The organism is Flavobacterium fluviatile, assembly GCF_010645065.1.
Lineage (GTDB): Bacteria > Bacteroidota > Bacteroidia > Flavobacteriales > Flavobacteriaceae > Flavobacterium > Flavobacterium fluviatile.
In genome coordinates this window covers 880205-896865 of record NZ_JAADZW010000001.1, presented here as the reverse complement: position 1 = coordinate 896865, position 16661 = coordinate 880205, and the positions used below count along the sequence as shown (strand labels likewise).

At 34.6% G+C, this 16661-nt stretch carries 18 protein-coding genes; 14 read left to right on the top strand and 4 right to left on the bottom strand.

The window, feature by feature from the left end; all coding sequences use genetic code 11:
* Positions 1–549: 549 nt before the first annotated feature.
* A complete protein-coding gene (locus GXM17_RS03295; RefSeq protein WP_163397845.1) occupies positions 550–1317 on the top strand; it encodes a TlpA family protein disulfide reductase in 768 nt (255 codons plus the stop codon).
* 95 nt (positions 1318–1412) lie between these two features.
* The gene (locus GXM17_RS03290) at positions 1413–3032 is read left to right on the top strand and encodes an ABC-F family ATP-binding cassette domain-containing protein (protein ID WP_163397844.1); all 1620 of its coding nucleotides are present in this window, start codon (positions 1413–1415) and stop codon (positions 3030–3032) included.
* A gap of 79 nt (positions 3033–3111) precedes the next feature.
* On the opposite strand, the gene GXM17_RS21545 is transcribed toward GXM17_RS03290, so the two are convergent.
* The 3 genes from GXM17_RS21545 to GXM17_RS03280 all read right to left on the bottom strand — a co-directional run bounded on the left by GXM17_RS21545 (position 3112) and on the right by GXM17_RS03280 (position 5643).
* Positions 3112–3282: a hypothetical protein gene (locus GXM17_RS21545; RefSeq protein ID WP_167522106.1), complete on the bottom strand. Its 171-nt coding sequence runs from the start codon at positions 3280–3282 to the stop codon at positions 3112–3114.
* A gap of 726 nt (positions 3283–4008) precedes the next feature.
* A complete protein-coding gene (locus GXM17_RS03285) occupies positions 4009–4962 on the bottom strand; it encodes a Fic family protein (protein ID WP_163397843.1) in 954 nt (317 codons plus the stop codon).
* A gap of 87 nt (positions 4963–5049) precedes the next feature.
* Positions 5050–5643 (bottom strand): dihydrofolate reductase family protein, encoded by a 594-nt coding sequence (locus tag GXM17_RS03280; RefSeq protein ID WP_163397842.1) that lies wholly within the window; start codon positions 5641–5643, stop codon positions 5050–5052.
* A gap of 449 nt (positions 5644–6092) precedes the next feature.
* On the opposite strand from GXM17_RS03280, the gene pyrR reads away from it, so the two are divergent.
* From pyrR to GXM17_RS03225, 11 genes are all read left to right on the top strand, one after another.
* Entirely contained in the window at positions 6093–6632 is a 540-nt protein-coding gene (pyrR, locus tag GXM17_RS03275) for a bifunctional pyr operon transcriptional regulator/uracil phosphoribosyltransferase PyrR (protein ID WP_099708618.1), read from the top strand.
* Between the two features lie 99 nt (positions 6633–6731).
* A complete protein-coding gene (locus tag GXM17_RS03270; RefSeq protein WP_163397841.1) occupies positions 6732–7658 on the top strand; it encodes an aspartate carbamoyltransferase catalytic subunit in 927 nt (308 codons plus the stop codon).
* A 247-nt stretch (positions 7659–7905) separates the two neighbouring features.
* Entirely contained in the window at positions 7906–8238 is a 333-nt protein-coding gene (locus tag GXM17_RS03265; RefSeq protein ID WP_163397840.1) for a ribonuclease Z, read from the top strand.
* 96 nt (positions 8239–8334) lie between these two features.
* Positions 8335–9240: a ribonuclease Z gene (locus GXM17_RS03260; RefSeq protein ID WP_163397839.1), complete on the top strand. Its 906-nt coding sequence runs from the start codon at positions 8335–8337 to the stop codon at positions 9238–9240.
* Positions 9241–9341: 101 nt separating this feature from the next.
* A complete protein-coding gene (gene pdxH / locus GXM17_RS03255) occupies positions 9342–9986 on the top strand; it encodes a pyridoxamine 5'-phosphate oxidase (protein ID WP_163397838.1) in 645 nt (214 codons plus the stop codon).
* Positions 9987–10437: 451 nt separating this feature from the next.
* Positions 10438–10923, top strand: a complete 486-nt coding sequence (locus tag GXM17_RS03250; protein WP_163397837.1) for a SixA phosphatase family protein — start codon at positions 10438–10440, stop codon at positions 10921–10923.
* Between the two features lie 5 nt (positions 10924–10928).
* On the top strand, positions 10929–13007 hold the full coding sequence (gene ppk1, locus GXM17_RS03245; protein ID WP_163397836.1) for a polyphosphate kinase 1: 2079 nt from the start codon (positions 10929–10931) through the stop codon (positions 13005–13007).
* 39 nt (positions 13008–13046) lie between these two features.
* On the top strand, positions 13047–13937 hold the full coding sequence (locus GXM17_RS03240; protein ID WP_163397835.1) for a Ppx/GppA phosphatase family protein: 891 nt from the start codon (positions 13047–13049) through the stop codon (positions 13935–13937).
* Between the two features lie 14 nt (positions 13938–13951).
* Positions 13952–14533 (top strand): TMEM175 family protein, encoded by a 582-nt coding sequence (locus GXM17_RS03235; protein ID WP_163397834.1) that lies wholly within the window; start codon positions 13952–13954, stop codon positions 14531–14533.
* 11 nt (positions 14534–14544) lie between these two features.
* The gene (locus GXM17_RS03230; RefSeq protein WP_163397833.1) at positions 14545–15105 is read left to right on the top strand and encodes a Crp/Fnr family transcriptional regulator; all 561 of its coding nucleotides are present in this window, start codon (positions 14545–14547) and stop codon (positions 15103–15105) included.
* Positions 15106–15164: 59 nt separating this feature from the next.
* Positions 15165–15743 (top strand): NAD(P)H-dependent oxidoreductase, encoded by a 579-nt coding sequence (locus GXM17_RS03225; protein WP_163397832.1) that lies wholly within the window; start codon positions 15165–15167, stop codon positions 15741–15743.
* Between the two features lie 250 nt (positions 15744–15993).
* Here GXM17_RS03225 and GXM17_RS03220 read toward each other — a convergent pair whose 3' ends face one another.
* On the bottom strand, positions 15994–16335 hold the full coding sequence (locus GXM17_RS03220; protein ID WP_163397831.1) for a DNA polymerase III: 342 nt from the start codon (positions 16333–16335) through the stop codon (positions 15994–15996).
* Positions 16336–16396: 61 nt separating this feature from the next.
* On the opposite strand from GXM17_RS03220, the gene GXM17_RS03215 reads away from it, so the two are divergent.
* Complete coding sequence (locus GXM17_RS03215) at positions 16397–16600, top strand: hypothetical protein (RefSeq protein WP_163397830.1); 204 nt, start codon at positions 16397–16399, stop codon at positions 16598–16600.
* The last annotated feature ends 61 nt before the right edge of the window (positions 16601–16661 follow it).

The following is a 16661-nucleotide window of genomic DNA, read 5'->3' as shown; positions in this document are numbered from 1 at the left end:
AATATCCAAGAAGAGGAGCATGAGTTTTCTCTCGGTCAATTGGCTTCGTAGAAGACACCTTTGAAAAAAATAGCCCCCAACTTAGAAATTGAGGCTACACAAGGTAAACATCCAGTGAATTATCGCAAGAAGTTTCCTCTCGGTCATACATATATAAAAAAAATAGTAAAATAAATTAGGAACTAAAGATAGTACCTAGGACTTTAGGTTTCATAAGTGATTTTTGTAAAGATTTAAATTTTTGATTATAAGGTTTTAAAGTGTGAGGTTTATTGTAAAAACATTTATAATTTAAAGCAATTGTGTTATCCTGAGCGGAGTCGAAGGCTTGTTAGCGAAAGGGCTACGACTCCGCTCAGCCTGACAGTTATTTTTGATTTCATTCAATGAGATCAAGAAACTTTTCTGTTTGGCTGCTTAGTTATTTTTCTAAAATTGAATTAATCTTTTAATGAAAAGCATAATATAAAATCTGCTCAAATCTGCAAAATCTGCGAGAACCCTCAAATTTTAAAGTACTTTTGAATCCTAAAATTATCCAATAAATCCATGAAGAAATTCATCTTTATAACAGCATTTTTAATATGCAACTTTTGTTCAGCCCAAAACAAATTCGGAAATCCCGAAGTCGATCCAGTTCAAATTCAGAAAACCTTCACTGATTGGTCTGCTTATAATAAAAAGATAATGTTGTCCAGGGATTTTACAGCTCTTGATTCCCAGTCAAAAGAAATCTCCAAAAAAGCATTTTTGAATGCCCTGACAAACGAAAATTTTATACCAATCCGATTAAAATCAGCTGATTCAGTTTATAATTATAAATTGTTTAAAATTCTCCCAAAATCAGACACCAGTATCAAAGCAACAATTAATCAGGAAGCTTTTGATGCCTTAAAAAATTATGAAATGGAAGGGAAACCTTTTCCTGAATTTTCTTTTAAAGATTTAGACGGAAATCTGGTAACCAATGAATCCATGAAAAGCAAAATTATTGTCATAAAATGCTGGTACATTCATTGTGCGGCCTGTATCAAAGAATTTCCGCAAGTCAACGCATTAGTTTCAAAATGCAAACACCGAAAAGACATCGTTTTTATAAGTTTTGCCGAAGACACACCGGAACAATTGAAAACATTTTTAGCAAGGAAACCACTTTCATATTCCGTTATCCCAAACATGAAAATTTATATGAATGAAAAACTGGATTTGAATGCTTTTCCAACACATTTTATTTTAGACAAAGAAGGAATAATCAAAAAAGTGGTTTCCAATTTCGAAAGTCTGGAAGTCGCTTTAGAGAAAGAAAGCAAACTTTGAAGTTTTAAAACACAAAAAAAACTTAGCACCTTAGCATCTTTGTAACTTAGCACCTTTTTTCGTACTTTTGCACCAAATTAATAAAAAAGACATTCATGTTAACAGTCAATAATTTATCAGTTCAATTTGGCAAACGAATTTTGTTTGACGAAGTAAATACTACTTTCACACACGGAAATATTTACGGCGTTATTGGAGCCAACGGTGCTGGAAAATCTACTTTTTTAAAAGTTATTTCGGGCGATATCGACCCAACTTCCGGGCACATCCATTTGGAGCCGGGAAAACGTATGTCGGTTTTAAACCAGAACCACAACATGTTCGACGAGCATACTGTTCTCGAAACCGTTTTGATGGGGAATAAAGTTTTGTATGCTGTTAAAAAAGAAATGGATGAACTCTATTTAGATTATAATGATGCGAATGCTGACCGAATAGGAGAGCTTCAGGTTCAGTTTGAAGAAATGAACGGATGGAACGCCGATTCTGATGCTGCGGCGATGTTGTCTAACTTAGGAATCACAGAAGCAGACCATTATACCTTAATGAGTGATATGGAAGGAAAAATGAAAGTACGTGTCCTTTTGGCGCAGGCACTTTTCGGAAATCCTGATTTGCTGATTATGGATGAGCCTACCAACGATTTGGATTTCGAAACTATCGCATGGTTAGAAAACTTCTTAGCAAATTACGAAAACACTGTAATTGTTGTATCTCACGACCGTCACTTTTTGGATGCGGTTTGTACGCATATTTCTGATATTGATTTCGGAAAAATAAATCACTACTCAGGTAACTATACATTTTGGTACGAGTCCAGCCAGTTAGCGGCAAAACAACGTGCACAGCAAAACAAAAAAGCAGAAGAGAAGAAACAAGAGTTGGAAGAATTTATTCGTCGTTTTAGTGCAAACGTGGCGAAATCGAAACAAGCAACTTCCCGTAAAAAAATGATTTCTAAATTGAATATCTCAGAAATCAAACCATCCAGCCGTCGTTATCCTGCGATTATTTTCGATCAGGACCGTGAAGCCGGAGATCAGATTTTGAATGTAGAAGGTTTATCTGCCTCAGTAGATGGGGAAGTTTTATTTAAAGATGTGGATTTGAATATGGCAAAAGGCGACAAAATCGTGCTTTTCTCTAAAGATTCGCGTGCTACAACTGCTTTCTACGAAATCTTAAACGGGGAACAAAAAGCAGATTCTGGAACTTTCGACTGGGGAATTACAACAAATCAGGCGTATTTACCGGCCGAAAACCACAAATACTTCGAAAATGATTTAACTTTAGTTGACTGGTTGCGTCAGTATGCTAAAACAGAAGAAGAGCGTGATGAAGTTTTCATTAGAGGTTTTTTAGGGAAAATGATTTTCTCAGGAGAGGAAGCTTTAAAAACGTCAAGAGTTTTATCAGGGGGAGAAAAAGTACGTTGTATGCTCTCCAGAATGATGATGGAGCGCGCTAACGTTTTAATGCTTGACGAACCAACCAATCACTTAGATCTGGAGTCGATTACAGCTTTCAACAACTCGTTGAAAAACTTCAAAGGTTCTGTAATCTTCACAACACATGACCACGAGTTTGCACAGACTGTTGGTAACCGAATTGTAGAATTAACACCAAACGGAGTTATCGACCGTTATATGACATTTGACGAGTATCTTGATGATGAAAAGATTCAGGAACAAAGAAAGAAGATGTATAATCTTTAATATTTGAAATTATAACATTCAAAATCCCAAATTCCAAAATGAATAATGGAATTTGGGATTTTTTATGTTTAATGTGTTTCTACCTTTTGAAGAACTTGGCAAAAATCCAGATTATAATAGCGATTATAAAGACCACTAAAAATATTCCGACGCCCATTCCGGCTTGAAAAATGTCTCCAACTAATTCGCAGCTTGTAAATGAAAATAGTATAAACAATACCATTAACAATTTTGTAATTTTATTTTGCATGACTTTGAGTTTTAAGTTCATTAATAAAATTACTTCACGAACAAGGAAAATGTGTTATAGAATTTTTGAGAAAAGTTTTATGATTTGTATTTGATTAAAAATTAAAGAATATTGATAAAAGAGCCATCGCCCGATTAATTTTTTAGAGCCGGATTTCAATCCGGTCAGAAATTCGATATGAGATAAAAGAACCGTAGGTTCGGCACATATTAGGCATTTACATGAACCGTTCTGGTGAAACTTTTTCTGGTCGTTCAATTTTACAACGGATTGAAATCCGTTGTTACAAAAATAGTTTATTCCTACAGGATTTTTAAAATCACTATTGCTGCTTTATTGTCTTTATCTCCAGAATAACAATTCCGGCAATGACTACTATTTCTCCTAAAAAGTGAGTGATTCCAAAAATTGAAATACTTTGATAATGGTAAAATAGAAGCCAAATTGTTAAAACATAATAAAGGATGTTTACAGTGAGGATTATTTTTAAAAACGACTTCCAATAATGATTGTTTACTAAGATAACAGGAAGCAGAATAGAATGAAAACACCAGCGCTAAAGCAGCAAGATATTCTAAAATGTTTTTTTGATAAACCAAAAAAGTCATTGAAATTTCGCAGAACGAAAAAAATCATAATGTAGTAAGCAAAGCACCCAGACCTTCCAACAGAAATATGTTTTTAGGTTTTGGGATGAACAGTTTGGTTCTTTCTTGCATTTGCTTTTTATTTTCTGATATAAATGGTTGTTTTTTTATCTCCGCTTTTGTTGATAATTTGATTTTCTACGCCCTTTTTTAAGTCTCTACTGGCTGTGGCGGAAGATAATTCGCTAAAATATTTCATATAATCTTTTCGGGTAAATTCCTGTTTTGTGTTTTCAATAAATAATTCTAACCGTTCCGTTTCGTTTAGTTTTTTCATTGAGTTTTCAAGCAGTCCCGAAAGCGAAGTATCGATTATCTGCAGCATGTAAGTTATAAACTTTGTTGATTTTCCTTCTTTGTCGCAGGCAGACAAAACTTTATAATATTCTTTCTGATTTTTTGAGATCAAAGTTTCAAAAGGCAGAAATTCAAATAATGGATATTCACTCATCAATATCAGTGTTTGCCACAATCTTCCCATTCTTCCGTTTCCGTCCATAAAAGGGTGGATAAACTCCATTTCGTAATGAAATACACAGCTTTTGATTAAGGTGATTTCTGATTTATCCTTTAAGTACTCGAATAAATCCTTCATCAGGAATGGAACATTTTCATAAGGCGGTGCAATATGGGCTACTTTCGAACCTTTAACAATTCCAACGCCACTTTTTCGGTACGCTCCCTGATTTTGGATTAGGTTTTTCATTAGCAATTTATGCGCTTTCAGAAAATCTTTCTCCGACTTATATTTTAAAGAATTTAAATCATTGTAGACCTCTAAAGCATTTACAACTTCGAGGATGTCTTTTTCAGGACCAATTACTCTTTTGTTTTTTAGAATAGCAGTAATCTGTTCTTCAGAAAGCGTGTTTCCTTCAATGCTCAATGAAGAATGAATTGTTTTTATTTTGTTTTGTTTTCTAAGTGTGGGATTTTGTTTGACTAAATATTTGGCATTAACTTCCCCAATCTTTTCAGAGACAGTCATCATTAGTTTTAATATTTCAGACGTTATTTCGTATGGAGGTTTCATTTTGATAGTATCATTTGATAGTATCAAAAATAACTATTATAAATTTCATTGATGCTTTTTTAGAGAAAAAATGATTCTATTTTTGGTTTAATCATGAATAATTCCAGTCTTCACTTCACCAGCCCGTTTGTAACTAACGGCAATCACACCACTTGGCGTAACCGTACTTTCAATTAACGTAAATGCTGAAGGAACTGCGCCATCATCAAATAATTTTTTTCCTTTACCCAAAATAACAGGATAAATTAACAGCCCAAGTTCATCAGCTAAATCATGGTGAAGTAACAATTGCGCAAGTGTTGCACTTCCCCAGACTTTAATATCGCCGCCTTCTGAATTTTTGAGTTTTTTGATGTCTTCTATAGTCGAAAGGAATTCAGTGTTTTCCCAGTCTGAGTTTTTTCTGGTGGAAGACAAAACGTATTTGTTCACTTCATTAATTCCCGGCCAGCCCTCTGCATGTTTGGGCCAATAATCTTCAAAAATATCAAATGTTTTTCGACCCAAAAGAATATCGGCCGGTTTCATTTGTTCCTGCATGACTTTGCCGTACTCTTCATCTCCAAAAGGCGCGACCCAGCCTCCATATTCAAAACCTCCTGAAGTATCTTCTTCAGGACCACCGGGTGCCTGCATGACGCCATCGATGGTAATCATGGATAGTACGATTATTTTTCTCATAATGATTGGTGTTTTTGTTTTACTCAAATATAAGGAAAAACTTATTTGTTTGGTAATGAAATACTTGTGGGTGCTGAAAGAATTTTAGCACTGAGTTCATTCGGTTTTAAAGAGCCATCAGCTCGTTTTAATATTGTAGGGCCGGATTTTAATCCGGTCTGAAATTCGGGATGAAGTAAAAAGAACCATAGGTTCGAAACATACTATACGTTTATGAATATGAACCGTTCCGATGGAACTTTATGTATGGTCGTTTTCTTTTACAACGGATTGAAATCCGTTGCTACAATTTAGTTCATTCCTACGGAATTTTAATGTTTATTAGGTTTTTATCTAATTGCTTTGACTATATGTTTAATTTTTAATGTTGAAAAACATTTCCGCTACTGACACCCCAACAAATAAATTCCAATTCCGTATATTTGCGCGACCAATCATTACAATTAATTATGAGCCAGAAAGTATTACTTAATTCAAAAGAAGTTACTATCATACTCCATCGTTTGGCTTGTCAGTTAATCGAAAAACATCTTGATTTTTCAGACACTATTTTAATCGGGATTCAGCCGAGAGGTGTCTTTCTTGCGGAGCGTTTAAAACAAATTTTAGAGAGCGAATACAAAACACCTGAAATTTCACTGGGTTATCTGGATATTACTTTCTTTAGGGATGATTTCCGCAGAACCGATAAACCGCTTGAAGCCAATAAAACCCAGATTAATTTTATAGTCGAAAACAAAAAAGTCATTTTTATTGATGATGTATTGTTTACCGGGCGCAGCATTCGTTCTGCCTTAACCGCAATTCAGTCTTTCGGAAGACCTTCAGAAATTGAACTGCTGGTGTTAATAGACAGACGTTTCAGCCGTAATTTGCCAATTCAGCCCGATTACCGCGGCCGTCAGGTAGATGCAATTAATGGTGAAAAAGTTAAAGTAAGCTGGAAAGAAAATGATGGTGAAGATGTGGTTCACTTAGTGACAAATTAGTTTAATCGGTTAACCGGTTAATTGTTTAATCGGAAAGACCAACGATTAAACAATTTAACAAATGCAAGATTAGACAAATAAAATATATAAACATACACAATGAAAGAATTAAGCGTAAATCATTTATTAGGAATCAAATATATCAACGAAAATGATATAAACCTGATTTTTGAAACGGCAGATCATTTTAAAGAAGTCATTAACCGGCCAATTAAAAAAGTTCCTTCATTACGAGATATTACCATTGCCAATATTTTCTTTGAAAACAGTACCAGAACCAAACTCTCTTTCGAATTAGCGCAGAAACGTTTATCTGCTGATGTCATCAGTTTTTCTGCAGCTCAGTCTTCGGTTAAAAAAGGAGAGACCCTGATTGATACTGTAAATAATATCCTTTCGATGAAAGTAGATATGGTTGTAATGCGCCACTCCAATCCCGGAGCGGCTTATTTTTTATCCAAAAACGTCAAAGCAAGCATCGTAAATGCAGGTGATGGCGCACACGAACACCCAACACAGGCTTTACTGGACAGTTATTCTATAAGAGAAAAACTCGGCGATGTTGCCGGAAAAAAAGTGGTTATTGTAGGCGATATTCTGCACTCGCGTGTAGCGCTTTCAAACATATATGCTTTGCAGATGCAAGGTGCTGAAGTAAAAGTTTGCGGGCCAAAAACATTAATTCCGAGATATATCGAATCGCTTGGTGTTACGGTTGAACCCAATTTACGCAAAGCGTTAGAATGGTGTGATGTGGCAAACATGCTTCGTGTACAAAACGAGCGGATGGATGTGAATTTCTTTCCGTCAACACGTGAGTACGCACAACAATACGGAGTGGATAAACCACTTTTGGATTCGCTTAGCAAAGAAATCGTAATCATGCACCCGGGACCCATCAACAGAGGAGTAGAAATCACTTCTGAAGTTGCTGATTCGGATCATTCTGTAATCTTAAATCAGGTGGAGAATGGTGTTGCCATTAGAATGGCGGTTATTTATTTGCTGGCTTCTAAGATTCAGTAGATTTAGTTTTGTTTCAGGTTTAATGTTTCAGGTTGTTTAAATGTGATGTCAACCTGAGCGGAGTCGAAGGGCTTTTGATTGAGAACGTAATTAGAAAAGTGGGCTTCGACTCCGCTCAGCCTGACAAACGTGTTACTTCAACTCTGAAACTAGAAACATAAAGCCAAACCTGAAACAACCAATAAAAAAACTTCGTACCTTTGCCTACAGAAATATCAATTTTTATATAAGCCCCACAAATTATAAAATGAAAGTAGATCAAAAAGGACATACCGTTACCATTAAAGATACTCAGGGAGATGTTAATTCATTCCTTGATAAAGTGACGCAGCAGTTTAAAACCTTTGAAAAACACAATATTATAATCGATTTGACTTCAGATTCCAATTTGTCTGAAAGTGATTTGAAACTTTTTTTACCTCTTTCCAAACAACAAAAAAAAGCAAAAAAATCGTTTGTAATTGTAGCTTTTGAACTTGATTTCAATGCTATTTCTGATAAATTGACCGTTGTTCCTTCTCTTTTGGAAGCACACGATATTATCGAAATGGAAGAAATTGAAAGAGATCTAGGATTCTAAAATTGATTTTAATTGTTTATTCGTTTAACGGTTTAATCGATTTGATTTAATTTTAGACAATTAAACGATTTACCACATTAACGAATAAACATAAAATTGAAATTAACGATACTTGGCTGCTATGCGGCAACTCCCAGAACGATTACCAATCCGACTTCTCAGGTTTTAGAAATCAAAAACAGACTGTTTTTAATTGACTGTGGAGAAGGAACTCAGGTTCAGCTTCGAAAGAATAAGATTAAATTCTCAAAAATTAATCACATTTTTATTTCGCATCTTCACGGAGACCATCTTTTCGGATTAATAGGAACTGTTTCGACTTTTTCTCTTTTGGGAAGAACTACAGATTTGCATATTTACGGTCCAAAAGGAATTAAAGAACTCATTTTGCTTCAATTGAAACTGACCGAATCATGGACAACTTACAGTTTGTTTTTTCATGAATTAGAATCTAAAGAAAGCCAGGTTGTTTTTGAAGATAAGAAAGTGATAGTGAAGACGATTCCGTTAAAGCATCGCGTTTATACCAACGGTTATCTCTTTATAGAAAAACCGGACGAAAGAAAATTAAATGTTGAGGCGGTTCAGCGTTATAATATTCATATGGCTTATTATCAGAAAATAAAAAATGGAGGAGATATTACGCTTGATAACGGAAGTGTAATCGAAAACGAAAAACTTACTTTTGATCCGGCTCTACCAAAAAGTTATGCTTTCTGTTCGGATACTGTCTATCAAGAAGCTATTATCCCGATTATTGAAAATGTCGATATTTTGTACCACGAATCTACTTTTTTAGAATCAGAAGCGATTTTAGCCCAAAAAACATTGCATTCAACAGCGAAAGATGCCGCTACGATTGCTTTAAAAGCGAATGCCAGGCAATTGATATTAGGACATTATTCAACAAGATACCAAGGAATTGAGCCCTTTAAAGAAGAAGCTGAAACTATTTTTCCAAATGTACTTTCAGCAGATGACGGCGTTTCTTTTGAATTTTAATAGTGCAAAAAGTGAAAAGTGAAAATTCTAATATGGGTTGTTGCTTTGGCGGATATTATTTTACATTTCACATCTTATAATTAACTTATAAAAATAAGAAAATGAACGATTTAAGCAATTATAGGAAATCCTATGAAAAAAGTGAATTATTAGAAAGTTCTATTCCTGATGATCCAATTAATCTTTTTAACAGGTGGTTTCATGAAGCAGAAGATTTTGGCGGAAGCGGAGAAGTTAATGCAATGACCGTTTCGACCATTGGATTAGATGGTTTTCCAAAATCCAGAGTGGTTTTATTGAAGAAATTCTCTGAAGAAGGATTTATTTTTTATACCAATTATAATTCTGAAAAAGGGAAGGCCATTGCAGCAAATCCGCACGTGTGTCTGTCTTTTTTCTGGCAGGAAATGGAACGTCAGGTTATTATAAAAGGGATTGCTCAAAAGACTTCAGAAATTATATCAGACAATTATTTCGATTCGCGTCCGGAAGGAAGTAAATTGGGAGCGGTAGTTTCGAATCAGAGTGAGGTGATTCCGTCAAGATCTTTTTTAGAAGAAAATTTAAAAAAGCTCGAAAATGCTTATGAAGGCAAATCGATATCAAGACCGGAACATTGGGGAGGTTATTTAGTCACGCCGCTTGAAGTTGAATTTTGGCAGGGAAGAGCAAATAGACTTCATGACCGCATTTGTTATAAATGCAAATCAAATTTTAGTTGGAGTATTCAGCGTTTATCCCCTTAAAATAAGTTTTTACTTATATTTGTTAATGTTTAAGTGTATTTTGTCGATTTTATTTGTTTTTAATCGATGATTTAATTATGTTTGTATTCATAAAATGTTAAACATATTTTTTTGATAAAAAAAGATCTTTAGATATACTTGAAAATTGATGCAGAAAACCGAAAGAAATTACCGGAAAAATTTGTAGAAATTTGATAAGAAAGTTAGTATTCAGGTTTAGTTATTAGGTCGTTGCGATTGTATTGCAGCGACCTATTTTTTTTATGCACAGATTTATTAATCTAAATAAAATGCAGTTTATGAATTTGAAAAAGGTCTTACATTATTGAATTTCTGTTGATTAGTTATAAAATGTTAACAGAATAAAAAAAACATAGGCTATTGAAATTTCTTTTGTAAATTAGGATTGAAATACTTTTTTAATGGTATTTATCTTTAAAATATCCTATTTATGAAAAATTTAATTTTAATAAGACATGCAAAATCGAGTTGGGAAGCGCCTTTAAAAGATTTCGACAGGCCTTTAATGAAAAGAGGTATTTTAGATGCCCATTGTGTTTCAGGGGCCATTTCTAAGTTTCTCCCTAAAACTTATACAATCTGGAGCAGTACTGCTGCCAGGGCTTTAGAAACAGCGATCATTTTTGCTCAAAATTTATCATACCCATTAGAAAGTATTTTATTCAAGGACGAATTATACACTTTTGACGAAAGGCATCTCGAAAAAGTTATTAAATCATGTGATAATAGTTTAGAAAGCGTTATTCTTTTTGGACATAACGAGGCTATTACAAATTTTGTTAATAAATTTGGGGATGTTTTTATAGAAAATGTTCCAACTTCAGGTTTTGTATCACTGCAATTCGATTCAGAAAGCTGGAATACGATTGATAAAGGCAAAACCCAAAAAACAATTTTCCCCAAAGATTTAAAATAAATAACGTGCACGAACAGAAATATATCGACAGAGAAAAAAGCTGGTTAGCATTTAATGCAAGAGTACTTCAGGAAGCCGGTGATAATACGGTTCCGCTTTTAGACCGACTGCGTTTTGTTGGAATTTTTTCAAACAACTTAGATGAATTTTTCAGAGTTCGATATGCTGCAATCCGGAGACTGAGTCTTTCAGGGATTTCCGGCGAAAAATATTTAGGCGGTATTTCTGCACATCAATTAATTAAAGATATTACAGAGATTGTTATTCAGCAGCAGTCAGAAAGTTTGCGTATTTTAGGAAATATTGAAGCCGAACTTGAAGCTGAAAATATTTTCATTATAACCGAGGATCAGATCAGCCCAACACAGGAAATATTCTTAAAGGACTTTTACATGCAAAAGTTGAGTCCGGAACTGGTAACCATCATTTTGAATGACCTTGCTGTTTTTCCGGTTCTTAAAGATACTTTGGGTTATCTGGCAGTTCGTTTAGTATTGGCTAATGATGAAGTTCGTTATGCTTTAATCGAAATTCCTAAAAATATCAACAGGTTTGTTGTGCTTCCTTCAGAAGACGACAAACAATATGTGATTTTAATCGACGATGTTATTCGTTATAAACTAAAAAGCATCTTCAATATATTTGACTTCAAAAGTGTTTCGGCTCACATGATCAAAATTACACGTGATGCCCAATTAGATATTGACAGCGATTTGAGTAAAAGTATGCTCGAAAAAATTGCTTCATCTGTAAAAGACCGCAGAATTGGTGAACCGGTTCGTTTTATCTACGACAGTCAGATTGAAGATGATACGCTGCACTTCTTTTTAGATAAAATGAAAATAGAAGAAACCGATAGTATTATTCCGGGTGGAAGATACCATAACCGTCGGGATTACATGAGTTTCCCAAATTTAGGACGTTACGATCTACTGTATAAACCAAATGAACCTTTGCCGGTTCCGGGTTTAAGTCTCGATGGAAGTATTTTGGAAAAAATAAACAAAAAAGACTATTTGGTTCATGCTCCATACCAGTCTTTCTCGTACCTGACTAAGTTTTTGCGTGAAGCAGCTTTAGATCCAAAAGTGACGAGCATCAAAATTACTTTATATCGTCTGGCTAAGAATTCACAAATTATCAGTTCGCTTATTAACGCAGCCAAAAATGGTAAAAAAGTAGTGGTTCAAATCGAACTTCAGGCACGTTTCGATGAAGCTTCGAATATTTCGTATGCAGAACAAATGCAGACCGAAGGAATAGAGCTTATTTTTGGAATGAAAGGCTTAAAAGTTCACAGTAAAATATGTATCATTGAAAGAGTTGAAAACGAAAAAACACGACGATATGGTTTTATTTCGACAGGGAATTTTAATGAATCTACCGCCAAAATTTATACTGATGTAACACTTTTTACCTGTCATCAGGGAATTTTAAAAGATGTTTCTAAAATTTTTGAATTCTTCGACATCAATTACCGGGTGCATCGATACAAGCACTTAATTGTATCGCCACATTATACACGCACTAAGTTTATTAAACTAATAGATCGTGAAATTCTGCATGCGTTGGCAGGTAGAAAAACACATATAAAGCTAAAAATGAATAGCTTGTCTGATTTTAAAATGATCGATAAATTATACGAAGCAAGTAATGCAGGAGTTAAAATTCAGCTACAGGTAAGAGGAATTTGCTCCCTGATTCCGGGAATACCGGGCATGAGTGAGAATATTGAAGCAATCAGCATTGTTGATAATTATCTGGAACATTCAAGGGTATATATTTTTGGAAACGCCGGTTTAACCGAAGTTTACATTTCATCAGCCGATTTTATGACCAGAAACCTTGATGGAAGGGTAGAAGTTACTTGCCCAATTTATGATTTATCGATTAAAAAAGAATTAATAGATAATTTTAATATTGCCTGGAAAGGGAATGTAAAAGTGCGATATCAATCTTATAAATTAGACAATAAATATAAAGCCCGAAATCATCATGCTCCTTTCAGGGCACAACTGGAAACTTATAAATACTACCAGAATAAAATCGAAATAGCCGAAGCAGCTGTTCAAAAAACAAATTAATAATTACACAAATTTTAAATTTCAAATCATAAAGTGAGCATGATTAAAATAAAAAAATACGCAGCAATAGATATCGGTTCGAACGCCATGAGGCTCCTGATATCGAATGTTGTTGAGCAGGAAGGCAAAGAGCCTCAATTTAATAAAAGTTCACTTGTTCGTGTACCAATACGTCTTGGGCAGGATGCCTTTACGGTTGGTGAAATCTCAGAAGAAAATATAGAAAGAATGGTTGATGCCATGAAAGCATTTAACCTTTTAATGAAAGTTCATAAAGTAGAACGTTATATGGCTTTTGCAACTTCAGCAATGCGGGAGGCATACAATGCAAAAGAAGTGGTAGGTCTGATTAAGAAAAAAGCCGATATAAAAATTGAAATTATCGACGGGAAAAAAGAAGCGGCTATTATAGCTTCAACAGATTTGCACCATTTACTCAGAACAGACCAGACTTATCTTTTTGTGGATGTTGGCGGTGGGAGTACCGAATTTACGCTGTTTTCAGACGGCAAAATGATCAATTCAAGATCGTTCAAAGCAGGAACAGTCCGTTTGCTGAATAATATGGTTCATGATGTGGTTTGGGATGAGATTGAAAAATGGATCAAAACCAATACAAAAGATTACGAGGAGGTGACCCTTATCGGTTCGGGAGGAAACATCAATAAGTTATTTAAAATGTCCGGAAAGCAGCAGGAAAAACCGCTTTCATACATTTATATCAATTCACAATATGCTTTTTTAAACTCTTTGACTTATGAGCAACGAATTGCCGAATTAGGTCTGAATTCCGATCGCGCCGATGTAATTATCCATGCCACACGTATTTATCTGAATGCAATGAAATGGAGTGGGGCTCGCCAGATTTATGTTCCAAAAATTGGACTTTCTGACGGAATCGTAAAAGCAATGTACTACGGTAAAATTTAATTAGGATTTATTAAATGAACAAAACCAGACTTGAAGCCTTCAGTGATGGCGTTTTAGCGATTATTATTACCATTATGGTTTTAGAAATTAAAGTGCCGCACGGACATGAGTTTGCCGATTTAAAACCGCTTATTCCTAAATTTTTGAGTTATATCCTTAGTTTTATCTATGTTGGGATTTACTGGAATAATCACCATTACTTACTTCATGGTTTGTCTAAAGTAAACGGAAAAATTCTTTGGGCAAATATGCATCTGCTTTTTTGGCTTTCCCTTATTCCGGTAGCTACAGGCTGGATGGGCGAGCACAATTTTGCAAAGACAGCTATGGCTTTGTATGGCGCTATATTGCTTTTATCTGCTATAGCTTACTTTATTCTTGAACGAATTATAATTATTGCTGAAGGAAAAAATTCGGTGCTGGCAAAAGCAATAGGGTATGAAGTTAAAGGGATTTTTTCAGCTGTTTTGTATATCATCGGAATTGTAGCTTCATTTTACAGCGAATGGATTTCTGGTGTTGCTTATTTTATTGTAGCAATGTTATGGCTCATTCCTGATAAAAGAATCGAAAAAGTTTTTGCTTCAAAAAATTAATTCAGAATTTAATGAAAGCTGTTTTTCAGTCCATTCAAAATTTATCTTCAGAAGAGTTAAATCTTTTAGATAATCTAATTACATTTCGTAAACTAAAAAAAGGAGAATTTTTGCAGAAGGAAGATCAGGTTTGTAACGAAGTTGTTTTTGTTGAAAAAGGCATTTTACGTTCTTTTTTTGTTAATCATAAAGGAGATGAGATTACGAATTGTTTTGCTTTTGAAAATGAATTTATGGCTTCTTTTGCCAGTTTTATAACAGAAGAAAAGGCAGAGGAAAACATTCAGGCTTTAACAGATACAGAAGTGCAGGTTTTAAGTCGGAAAAGTTTGGAAAAACTGTATCAGTCAGGTTATAACTGGCAGGAAACAGGAAGGAAATTAACCGAAATTGAATTCGTAAACCTGAACAAAAGAATGATTTCTTTTCAAAAATTATCCGGCGCACAACGCTATGAAGAGCTTTATAAAAATCACCAAAAATACCTGCAGTTAATTCCACTCCAATATTTAGCCTCTTATTTAGGAATTACACCAAGACATTTAAGCCGGATTCGAAAAGCGATTTTATAGGACATTTGTCCGGTATGATTTTTCATGCTACTACTATTTTTGTATAAAAAATAGAAAACATGAAAAAAATACTGATTATAAACGGGCATCCAAATCCGGAAAGTTTCAATTTTGCTATTGCTAATGAATACCATAAAGGAGTGCTTGATTCGGGATCTCAGGTCGAAACCATAACAATAGCCGAATTACAGTTCAATCCGAATTTACAGTTTGGCTATCAAAAACGAACCGAATTAGAACCGGATTTAGCCGAGGCCTGGAAAAAAATCCAAAACGCCGATCATTTAGTCTGGGTTCATCCGGTTTGGTGGGGAGGCCTGCCTGCAATTACAAAAGGCTTTATTGATCGTTTGTTTTTGCCCGGAATGACATTCCAATACCGCAAAAATTCGGTTTGGTGGGATAAACTGCTAAAAGGAAAAACGGCTCATATCATTACCACTTTAGATCAGCCCGGCTGGTATTACCGATTGATTTATGCAAGACCGAGCGTTAATCAGCTAAAGAAATGTACTTTAGAATTCTGCGGTGTTGAGCCTGTAAAAGTAAGTTATATCGGAATCGTCAAAACGGCTAAGGAAGAGCAAAGAAAAAAATGGCTACAGAAAGTTTACGATTTCGGATTAAGAAATAGATAGTCTGTTCAGAATAGAAAAGCAATAAAAAAATAATAGTTTAAACCTGAGTTTGATTATTATCGACGCGTCACTTCGAGTGTTTTTGGCTAACAGATTTTGTACATAAACGATATTTTAATAGCCAAAAATCTATCGAGAAGTTTTGTTTTGCAAATGTTCTCGATACAATTTTATAAAAATGCTCACGCTACTTTATAAAATCACTCGAAATGACGATAAAAAAATAATGATAGAAAATTAATATTAATCTCTAAGGCAAATCCAATCCGAATGTCGAACGTAAAAGTTCGATATTTGGGTTGATTTCTAATAAACGATTGTATCGGTCCTGATCGTTAAAACTTCTTTTGTTTTCTATGGTTTCATTTACAATTACTTCAATTGTAATGTCATGATTGTGTAAGTGCCCTTTTAAGTAGCCTAAAAGTCCGTTAACCTGACTTTCAAAATCTAATTTGGAACCTTCGTTTGGCAATTCAATTGTAATGACTGTTCCGTTTAATTTTGGGTCGTTAATCAATAAAAGCGATTCCATGATTTTGAACCCTTTTTCCCCTAAGCGCTGTGCATATTTGTTCCAGTACAAAAGCATGTCTGTTTCAGAGAATTCTTCGGTAAGCAGTGCCGAAGTAGGTTTGACATAAGACTTGCTATTGGCTTCCAGCTCTTTTTTCTTGCGGATACTTGCCAGGGAAAAAGCAGAAACTTTAGGCTCTCCGCTAACTTCAGGTAGTGAAGTGACGGGAGTTTGTGTTTGCGGAGTTGAAGCAGCTTCTGTCTTTTGGGAAGTTGCAGATTCAGTTGTAATTTCTGAATTTTCAACTTTAGATGCTGGATTTTCAGCTTTAACGGAATGACTTTGGACTTTGGACTTGGGACTTTCGACTATAGAATACCCTCCATTTTTAAAATAAGTGG